Annotated in this window: 11 protein-coding genes; 8 read left to right on the top strand and 3 right to left on the bottom strand. The window is 52.6% G+C overall.

The window, feature by feature from the left end; translation table 11 throughout:
- Positions 1-606: DDE-type integrase/transposase/recombinase (locus tag WG929_RS17775; RefSeq protein ID WP_416207161.1), on the bottom strand; the 606-nt coding region annotated here is incomplete at its 3' end.
- Positions 603-1,001, bottom strand: a complete 399-nt coding sequence (locus tag WG929_RS17770) for a transposase (RefSeq protein ID WP_416207160.1) — start codon at positions 999-1,001, stop codon at positions 603-605. The genes WG929_RS17770 and WG929_RS17775, both read right to left, overlap by 4 nt.
- Before the next feature lie 132 nt (positions 1,002-1,133).
- Here WG929_RS17770 and WG929_RS17765 point away from each other — a divergent pair, with 132 nt between their 5' ends.
- Positions 1,134-1,955, top strand: coding sequence for an alpha/beta fold hydrolase (locus tag WG929_RS17765; protein ID WP_416207159.1), 822 nt, complete (start codon positions 1,134-1,136; stop codon positions 1,953-1,955).
- A gap of 156 nt (positions 1,956-2,111) precedes the next feature.
- Here the strand turns inward: WG929_RS17765 and WG929_RS17760 are convergent, their stop codons facing one another.
- A complete protein-coding gene (locus WG929_RS17760) occupies positions 2,112-2,375 on the bottom strand; it encodes a hypothetical protein (protein ID WP_416207158.1) in 264 nt (87 codons plus the stop codon).
- A gap of 158 nt (positions 2,376-2,533) precedes the next feature.
- Between WG929_RS17760 and WG929_RS17755 the strand changes: the two genes are divergently transcribed.
- The 7 genes from WG929_RS17755 (at position 2,534) to WG929_RS17725 (ending at position 8,765) form a co-directional block, all read left to right on the top strand.
- Positions 2,534-3,469 carry a catechol 2,3-dioxygenase gene (locus WG929_RS17755; protein ID WP_369855810.1) on the top strand — a complete coding sequence of 312 codons (936 nt, stop codon included), beginning with the start codon at positions 2,534-2,536 and terminating at the stop codon, positions 3,467-3,469.
- 178 nt (positions 3,470-3,647) lie between these two features.
- Complete coding sequence (gene benA, locus WG929_RS17750) at positions 3,648-5,003, top strand: benzoate 1,2-dioxygenase large subunit (RefSeq protein WP_416207157.1); 1,356 nt, start codon at positions 3,648-3,650, stop codon at positions 5,001-5,003.
- An 11-nt stretch (positions 5,004-5,014) separates the two neighbouring features.
- On the top strand, positions 5,015-5,506 hold the full coding sequence (gene benB, locus WG929_RS17745) for a benzoate 1,2-dioxygenase small subunit (protein ID WP_369855808.1): 492 nt from the start codon (positions 5,015-5,017) through the stop codon (positions 5,504-5,506).
- Between the two features lie 196 nt (positions 5,507-5,702).
- Positions 5,703-6,713: a benzoate 1,2-dioxygenase electron transfer component BenC gene (benC, locus tag WG929_RS17740; RefSeq protein WP_416207156.1), complete on the top strand. Its 1,011-nt coding sequence runs from the start codon at positions 5,703-5,705 to the stop codon at positions 6,711-6,713.
- A 58-nt stretch (positions 6,714-6,771) separates the two neighbouring features.
- Positions 6,772-7,557 (top strand): 1,6-dihydroxycyclohexa-2,4-diene-1-carboxylate dehydrogenase, encoded by a 786-nt coding sequence (locus WG929_RS17735; protein ID WP_369855806.1) that lies wholly within the window; start codon positions 6,772-6,774, stop codon positions 7,555-7,557.
- Between the two features lie 215 nt (positions 7,558-7,772).
- Positions 7,773-8,075 (top strand): hypothetical protein, encoded by a 303-nt coding sequence (locus tag WG929_RS17730; RefSeq protein ID WP_416207155.1) that lies wholly within the window; start codon positions 7,773-7,775, stop codon positions 8,073-8,075.
- Positions 8,076-8,201: 126 nt separating this feature from the next.
- Positions 8,202-8,765, top strand: a complete 564-nt coding sequence (locus WG929_RS17725; protein ID WP_416207154.1) for a CBS domain-containing protein — start codon at positions 8,202-8,204, stop codon at positions 8,763-8,765.
- Positions 8,766-8,809: the final 44 nt, after the last annotated feature.

Raw genomic sequence — 8,809 nt, 5'->3', positions numbered from 1 at the left:
ATCCTGATGCAGCGTGAGCGTACCGGGTTGTATGTCATAACGTTCATGCGCTTCCATGATCAGCTGGCTGGACAGCGCACTGTTTTCCTTGCGTGACAGCATCCAGGCCACAATGTAACGGCTGAACAGATCCATGACCACGTACAAGGACAGGTATTCACCGCGCTTCCTGGTCGGCAGCTTGGCAATGTCCCAGGTCCAGACTTGATTGGGCGCGGTCGCCTTCAGCCGTGGAATGGCATGCGACTGGCGCGGACGCTGAAGACGGCGTTCGCCGTTGAGTCCATCGGCTCGCAGCAGTCGGTGCATCGTGCTGATGGAGCACAGGTAGGTGCCTTGTTGCAGCAGGCTGTAATACACCTGCGCCGGTGGTTGATCCTGATACTCAGTGCTGCTCAATACCGCTTTTGCCTGAGTACGCTCTTCGACACTCAGGGCCCGTGGCTGTTGGGTATCCTTGCGCTTTCGGCGGTGTGGGCTCACCGGCCCGCAAAAATGATAACGGGCGCGTATGGCACGAAAGGTATTACGACAAATATCCAGCACGTGACAAGCAAGGCGTTCAGAAATACCGGAGGGTAATGGTGCCTGCAGCAACTGATTCATGACGCGTCCTCGTCGAGCATGTCCAGTAGATCCAAGGCTTTTTTTTGGAGCGTCAGGCAGCCATTCTGAATCTCGATCTGCTTGCGTAGCCGGTCGTTCTCTTTTTCGAGCTGTTCGATACGTTTTTGCTCAGCGGTCTTCTTCGGCGCTGGACCTGGGGCGGATTTTTTCAGACCATCCAGCCCTCGCTCATCCCGTTCCCGACGCCATTGAGACAGTTGATTGGAATACAATTTTTCACGGCGCAGTAGTTCCCCTAACTCACCATGCTGGCAGGCCTCGGCTTGCTGGATGATGGATAACTTGTATTCGGTACTGAAGGCTCTGCGCACCCGCTTTTCCAGTGCGGGACTGGGTTCAACTTTGGGATTAACAGTGGTAGCAGGTTTTGGCATGGTCATTCTCCTGAGCGCCCTGATTTAGATGTTATCTCAAAATCCACTGGCTCAGGCTTAGGTTGACATACAGGGGGGCCAACTATTTAATTCAGCATTCTATAAATGCGGATGATGTAATCGGAGAGTGTCATGACCAATCCAGAAATATCGAAAAATGTCGTAGCGGCGAATATTCAAACGAATTATCACGACAGTGGCGAAGGGCCTGTGGTTATTCTGATTCATGGCTCTGGCCCTGGTGTGACCGCTTATGCCAATTGGCGGTTGAATATGCCAGCTATTAGTGAACATTTTCGTGTTATCGCCCCAGATATGGTCGGTTTCGGATTCACCGAACGGCCTGCTGATTTCGAATACCGCATGGAGAATTGGGTTGATCATATTATTGGGCTGATGGATGCCCTGGATATTGAAAAAGCCCATGTTGTTGGCAATTCCTTTGGCGGCGCCTTGGCCATTGCTGCTGCGGTAAAATACCCGGAAAGGGTGGATCGAATGATTCTCATGGGTTCTGCCGGTACAAAATTTGAGCTCACGGATGGCTTGAATGCAGTTTGGGGCTATGAGCCATCGATTGCGAATATGCGTAAACTGCTTGATGTTTTTGCCTATGATCGCTCGCTTGTGACCGATGAATTAGCTGAACTGCGTTATAACGCCAGTATTCAGCCCGGATTTCAGGAGTCTTTTGCGCGTATGTTCCCAGCGCCGCGCCAGCGTTGGGTCGATGCCCTGGCCAGTTCGGATGAAGCGCTACGAGCACTGGCTAACGACACGCTGATTGTGCATGGACGCGAAGATTTTGTCGTGCCGCTGTCTGCCGGTCTTCGTCTGGCAGAACTTATTGAGCGGGCAGAATTGCATGTATTTGGTCGTTGCGGGCATTGGACTCAAATAGAACATAAAGACCGCTTTAATCAGCTTGTCGTCGATTTTTTAAAAGGAGCATAAGCTGCTGACCGGCAGCGGTTTTTAAAACGATTGCTGTCGTGATTTTAAACCAGAATGATTAAACATCGGCGAAAGGTACTCGTTTATTATTCATAAACGGTACTGTATTGCCGATTTTTTTTTGCCCTCTACCGAACAGGGAGTTTCCTGCTGTTTTTATGGCGGATCAATCCAAAGTCGGGATATCATTTTGTCAAAAATGGTTGACTGATTCTTGCCGGGTAATCCCCTTTTTTTGCTGCTTATTTTTAACATCCAAAGCACCCCAATAAACCGTAAAATCCCGCTTTTTAGCCATAAACCGAAGCCTATTTGTGCCATATATCCACGATCTGGAAGCACCTCTGCGACCGTGCTTGAGGCAATCTGGATAATCAATCCATTGCCGTCATCCGACGTTAAAAAAACAATTTTTCTCATCGAATATTGACCTGGCACTAAGTCAATGATGCTCGTCAAAATACAATACATCATGCAAAATCAGTATTGGACTCTTGCCTATTAGGTATTAGATCGGAATGGTGTCGCTGGATACCTTAATCGTCTAACTGGTAAACAATAACAAGAGGTATCAACTGATGGCGATTCAAGGTGTATTGCGGCCGGGTCATGCTCAGATCCGGGTGCTGAATCTCGAACAGGGCGTTCATTTCTATCGGGATGTGTTGGGCTTGCTGGAAACCGGCCGGGATGATCAAGGCCGGGTCTATTTCAAGGCCTGGGATGAACAGGATCATAACAGTGTGGTGATTCGTGAAGCTGATCGTGCCGGGATCGATTTTTTTGCTTTCAAGGTGCTGGATAACGACACCCTGCTCCATTTTGAGCGCGCATTAAACGACTATGGTCTGGAAACCAGTCGTATGCCTGCTGGCGAGATGCTGGAAACCGGCGAGCGGGTGCGTTTCACTTTACCTACTGGTCATCTGATCGAACTGTACGCCGACAAGACGTGGGTGGGCAACGACAGCGCTGAGTTGAATCCGGCACCCTGGAATGCCAACGCCGAAAAAGGCATCGCCCCTATTCGTATGGATCACTGCTTGCTGTATGGCCCGGATACTGCGGCTGCCAAAAAGATTCTGATTGAGGTGCTGGGCTTTCAGTTGGTTGAGCGCACCCTGACCCCGGATCGGGAGGGTGAAATTGCGCTCTGGCTCAGCTGTTCCAACAAGGCCCATGATATCGCCTTTGTTGAACATTCCGAGCCTGGCAAGCTGCACCATGTCGCCTTCCAGCTGGAAAGCTGGGAGAAGGTATTACGTGCGGCTGACATTATGGCGATGAACGATGTGCCGGTGGATATTGGCCCCACTCGCCATGGTATTACCCGAGGTTGCACCATTTACGCCTGGGATCCTTCCGGTAACCGGTTCGAAACCTTTATGGGCGGTTATCAGACCTATCCGGATCACAAACCGATCACCTGGACATTTGAAGGGCTGGGCGAGGGCGGTGGTCTGGATTACGCGCATCGCAAGTTACACGACACGTTTCTAACGGTTGTTACCTGATATTTTTGCAGACGGCCAGCGGGGTAAACACCCCGTTTTCTGGCCTGCGGCTGCGGCTTTTTCGGCTCGGTTAAACTCATTACCCGACTGTGCACAAAACGGATAAACCTTATCCGGCTCTGGATAGTTCGTATTTCGTCAGGCTTTTAACCTGAACATCAATACGGAGGGTCCATTGATGAACGAGCAACTGATAACAAAAATCCAGAGCATGATGGAAGAAGACAAGGAACAGGGCCTGTTTCGCTGTCGCCGTGACATGTTTACCGATCCTGAGCTGTTCGAGTTGGAGATGAAGCACATCTTCGAAGGCAACTGGATCTATCTGGCCCATGAGAGCCAGATTGCCGAAAACAACGATTTTTTCACCACCTATATGGGTCGCCAGCCGGTATTTATTGCCCGTAACAAGGACGGTGAACTGAACTGCTTTATCAATGCCTGTTCCCACCGGGGCGCGGTGTTGTGCCGTACCAAAAAGGGCAACAAGTCGGTTCTTACCTGTCCATTCCATGGCTGGAGCTTTAATAACTCCGGCAAACTGTTGAAAGTAAAAGATCCGAAAGAAGCCGGTTACCCGGATTCCTTCAACTGCGAAGGCTCCCACGACCTGGCCAAGGTCGCCCGCTTTGAATCCTATCGTGGTTTCCTGTTTGGCTCGCTGCGAGAAGACGTCAAACCACTGACCGAACACCTGGGCGAAGCGGCCAAGATCATCGACATGATTGTCGATCAGTCACCGCAGGGGCTGGAAGTAGTCAAGGGCGCATCCAGCTATATCTACGATGGTAACTGGAAGGTTCAGGCTGAAAACGGTGCCGATGGCTACCACGTGTCGTCCGTGCACTGGAACTATGTGGCGACCACCGCACGCCGTAAAAATGGCATGTCCGACGATGACGTCAAAGCCATGGATGCGTCGACCTGGAACAAACAGAAAGGCGGCTTCTACGCCTTCGAGCAAGGCCACATTCTGCTGTGGATGCAATGGCCTAACCCGCAAGATCGCCCGCTGTATGAAAAACGTGACGAGCTGGTTGCCCAGTATGGTGCAGCGCGGGCCGACTGGATGATCGGTAACTTGCGTAACCTCTGTCTGTACCCGAACGTCTTTCTGATGGATCAGTTCAGCTCGCAGATTCGTCACTTCCGCCCGATTTCAGTCGATAAAACCGAAGTCACCATCTACTGCATCGCACCCAAAGGCGAGAGTGCCGACGCCCGTGCCCACCGCATTCGCCAGTATGAAGACTTCTTTAATGCCTCAGGCATGGCGACGCCGGATGATCTGGAAGAATTCCGTGCCTGTCAGGAAGGCTTCAAAGCCGGTGGGCTGCCATGGAACGACATGTGCCGGGGTGCCACCCACTGGATCAACGGCCCGGACGACGCGGCCAAAGCCCTTGACCTCAAGCCGGTGATGAGTGGTGCCAAATCGGAAGACGAAGGTTTGTACACCATTCAGCACCGTTACTGGGTGGATTACCTGTCTGCCTGTGTCGACAAAACCGGTTCGGATAAAGCCAAAGGCTAAGGAGCAACATAATGAGCTTTGAATACCAACAGATTCTGAACTTCCTGTACTCCGAAGCCCGTGCGCTGGACGACAAGCAATGGGATCAGTGGCTGGAACACTACGACCCGGAAGCAGAGTTCTGGATTCCCAGCTGGGATGACGATGGCGAACTGGTGACCGACCCGCAAGCCCATGTCTCGCTGATGTACTACCGTCGTCGCGACGGTCTCGAAGACCGGGTGTTCCGTATCAAGACTGAACGCTCCAGTGCCTCCAGCTTGCCGGAGCCGCGTACCAGCCATAACACCAGCAATGTTGAAATACTTGCCGACCATGGCGACAGCTGTGATATCCGCTACAACTGGTGTACCCACAGCGTGCGCTACAACACCGTGGATTCCTATTTCGGCAACGCTTTTGTGACGCTGAAAAAGACCGACGCTGGTATTCGTATTCTGAAGAAAACCGTCGTGATCAAAAATGATTACATTCATCACGTCGTCGATATCTATCACGTGTAAGACGATGTCTGATGCTCGATAACAAGCACACAGGGTGCGCAGTGTTCACCCTGTGTGCTTGTTATCGGCGGCTTCAAGTGGAGTGGTGCAGCGGGCGATGGTCAAACCAGGCACCCGCCCGTGCATACCGCTCAATCGCCACTCTCTCGCAGAACCATAACGACAAAAGCCTTCAACAAAGGCTGGAGACACCGCTATGCCCAAAATAGCACTCAATTTTGAAGACGGGGTTACCCGTTTTATCGACGCCATGGCGGGTGAAACCGTTGCTGATGCCGCCTACCGCTCGCAAATCAATATCCCGATGGACTGTCGTGACGGTGCCTGTGGCACCTGCAAATGCCAGTGGGAATCCGGCCAGTTCGAAATGGATGATTACATCGAAGATGCGCTGTCAGATCAGGAAGCGGAAGCGGGCAAGGTGCTTACCTGTTGCATGGTGGCAGAAACGGATTGCGTGATTAACGTCCCGGCGCTGTCATCCCTGTGTGTACAGACCCAGATGGCAGATATTCATGCCGAGGTGGTGGCACTTAACCGACTGTCACCATCCACCTTCAGCTTTACCCTTGCCAGTGACCAGATTCGTGCCATGCATTTCTTGCCGGGACAATACGTCAACCTGCAAGTGCCCGGCACCGATCAAACCCGTGCCTACTCGTTCAGCTCGCTGGTGCAAGAAGACCGTGGTGCTGTGTCGTTCCTGATTCGGGTCGTGCCGGACGGCTTGATGAGCAGCTGGCTGGTCAACGACGCCAAGCCGGGCGATACCATGACATTGCGTGGCCCGTTCGGCAGCTTCTACCTGCGTGATGTCAAACGTCCGCTGTTGATGCTGGCCGGTGGTACCGGTTTGGCACCTTTTCTGGCGATGCTGGAAAAACTCGAACGCGACGGCTGCCCGCACCCCGTACATCTGATTTACGGCGTTACCAACGACGGTGACCTGGTTGAAATGGACAAGCTGGAAGACTTTGCCGCCCGGATCGACAACTTCAGTTTCACCGCCTGTGCCGCCAACCCGGATGCGGAATACCCGGTTAAAGGCTTCGTGACCCATCATATGGACGACGGCGTGCTACACAACGGCGACCTCGATATTTACCTCTGTGGGCCGCCGCCCATGGTGGATGCCGTCAACGGCTTTATGACCGATAAAGGCATCAAGCCAGTGAATTTCTATTACGAGAAATTTGCTTCCAGTTGAACATCGCCCGTTTGTGGTGGTGTGTTTTGCACACCACCTCGCTTCAGGAGAACACCTCATGCGTCCATCCCGTTTTGAAAACAAAGTCGTTATCGTCACCGGAGCTGCTCAAGGCATCGGCCGGGCGGTGGCGGAATCCATGGCGGCGGAAGGCGCGATACTGGCCTTGATTGATCTGTCGCCCATCGTCGAAGAAGTGGTCGAATCCTGCCTCGCTGCCGGTTCACCCAACACCCTCTACCGACTGGCCAATCTGGAGCAATTCAAAAGTGCCAACGACGCTATCCGTTCGGTCATTGAAGAGCTGGGTCGGGTCGATGTGCTGGTGAATAACGTCGGCGGCACCATCTGGGCCAAACCCTATGAAGCCTACAAACCGACCCAGATCGAAAAAGAAATCAGACGCTCGCTGTTTCCGACCTTGTGGGGTTGTCATGCGGTGCTCGATACCATGCAGGCACAACGCAGTGGCACCATCGTCAACGTCTCGTCGATTGCCACCCGTGGCCTGAACCGGGTGCCCTATGCGGCTGCCAAAGGCGGTGTGAATGCCTTGACCGCTTGTCTGGCGTATGAAAATGCCGAATACGGTATTCGGGTAAACGCTACCGCGCCGGGCGGCACCGACGTTGGCCCGCGTCGAATTCCGCGCAACACCAACAAACAAAGCAAGCAGGAAGAAATCTGGTATCAGCAGATTGTCGACCAGACCATCGATTCTACTCTGATGAAGCGCTACTCGACGCCGCAGGAACAGGCCAATGCCATTCTGTTTTTGGCATCGGATGAATCTTCCTACCTTACCGGTTCGGTGATTCCGGTCGGTGGTGGGGATTTGGGCTGACTCCCGGCATACGTTAATGGCATTTTTGATGCCATTCCGTTAGGTGGGGCAATAATGATGTAATAATTTACAGGATTGTCCCATTTGAACGTCTTTGGTGGAGAACTTAAACAGAATATTCAGTCTATACTTCAACAGTGACGCTAAATCCGTCATCTTGAACGTATCAACCACCGATTGCCGTTTAGCGCAATCTATCGAACCGGGGAGAGCTAATGATCAATCGTTGCATCATGCTGCGTATGCTCTTCTGTGTCTCCTTGTTGGGTGCCATCAGTGCGGTCAGTTGGCTGGATGCCCAGGGTGACCACGGCGCTTTCTGGAGTAGTCAGGTTGCGTTCAGTGATCCCCCCGCATTGCTGGATGGCGACAACGACCGCTATGTTCCACCTGCTCCGGTTACGTTATTCCTGCTGACGCTTGTGCTGATGGTTGTGCTGTTGCCTGCGATGGTGCCGGATTACCGGACGCAGCATCGCGCCAGCATTCGGGTTCGCGGCCCTCCTCGCCGTTTTTGATTGCTCTGGCCAATGGACAGCTTCCCCCGCTCCCTTTGGCCAGACTCCCGAATCTCACCCAACAATCAGAATATTGCCTGACCGATCAGTATCGCTGCGGTAACAGGCAAAAGAGGAGTATTTCCCATGCATAAATTGACTCTGCACCCAGTACAAAACGTCGATGAACTGGCCTTTCCTGAAAAACCCGTGCATATCTCACTGAACAGCCCAGCAAAGGCGTTTTTTACCGATTTTATCGACAGCGAACCGATGGTGATTGAATCCTCGGTGACTGCCGTCGAAGCTCGCAACATGATGATCAAGACCCATGTCCGCCTGAAGTTGGTGGTGGATGAGAATAACCGCTTTCTCGGTATCATTGATGCAGAGCATTTGTCGGATCAGTACATTCTGCTGCAAGCAACCAATACCGGCCTCAGCAGCCTGAAAGAAGTGCTGGTCTCGGAACTGATGACCCGCAAGAAAGATCTGACCGCGCTGAATTACTCCGAACTGGTGCTCTCAACCATTGGCGATGTGGTGAACTGCCTGCAAGATAACTATCAGCAACACTGTCTGGTGGTGGATCGTGAAAACCACAAAATCCGGGGCCTGTTCTCCGCCAGTGACATCTCTCGCAAGCTGCGCTTGCCGATTGATATTCATGAACAATCCAGCTTCGCACGGGTATTTTCAGCGGTATCCTGATGCGGCACCCCAGAAAAGGGGCTGTCTGCAAGGCGGGGTGAGAT

Source organism: Oceanobacter antarcticus (assembly GCF_044962685.1).
In the GTDB taxonomy this organism is placed as follows: domain Bacteria; phylum Pseudomonadota; class Gammaproteobacteria; order Pseudomonadales; family Oceanobacteraceae; genus Oceanobacter; species Oceanobacter antarcticus.
The sequence above is the reverse complement of the archived record's forward strand: the minus strand, read 5'-3'. Positions and strand labels throughout refer to the sequence as shown.

Bases quoted from the DNA above. Each gene is read 5' to 3' on its own strand.
- benA (WP_416207157.1), top strand. From the start codon at position 3,648: ATGAACGAGCAACTGATAACAAAAATCCAGAGCATGATGGAAGAAGAC.
- benC (WP_416207156.1), top strand. From the start codon at position 5,703: ATGCCCAAAATAGCACTCAATTTTGAAGACGGGGTTACCCGTTTTATC.
- WG929_RS17730 (WP_416207155.1), top strand. From the start codon at position 7,773: ATGATCAATCGTTGCATCATGCTGCGTATGCTCTTCTGTGTCTCCTTG.
- WG929_RS17765 (WP_416207159.1), top strand. From the start codon at position 1,134: ATGACCAATCCAGAAATATCGAAAAATGTCGTAGCGGCGAATATTCAA.
- WG929_RS17770 (WP_416207160.1), bottom strand. From the start codon at position 1,001: ATGCCAAAACCTGCTACCACTGTTAATCCCAAAGTTGAACCCAGTCCC.
- WG929_RS17735 (WP_369855806.1), top strand. From the start codon at position 6,772: ATGCGTCCATCCCGTTTTGAAAACAAAGTCGTTATCGTCACCGGAGCT.
- WG929_RS17755 (WP_369855810.1), top strand. From the start codon at position 2,534: ATGGCGATTCAAGGTGTATTGCGGCCGGGTCATGCTCAGATCCGGGTG.
- benB (WP_369855808.1), top strand. From the start codon at position 5,015: ATGAGCTTTGAATACCAACAGATTCTGAACTTCCTGTACTCCGAAGCC.
- WG929_RS17725 (WP_416207154.1), top strand. From the start codon at position 8,202: ATGCATAAATTGACTCTGCACCCAGTACAAAACGTCGATGAACTGGCC.
- WG929_RS17760 (WP_416207158.1), bottom strand. From the start codon at position 2,375: ATGAGAAAAATTGTTTTTTTAACGTCGGATGACGGCAATGGATTGATT.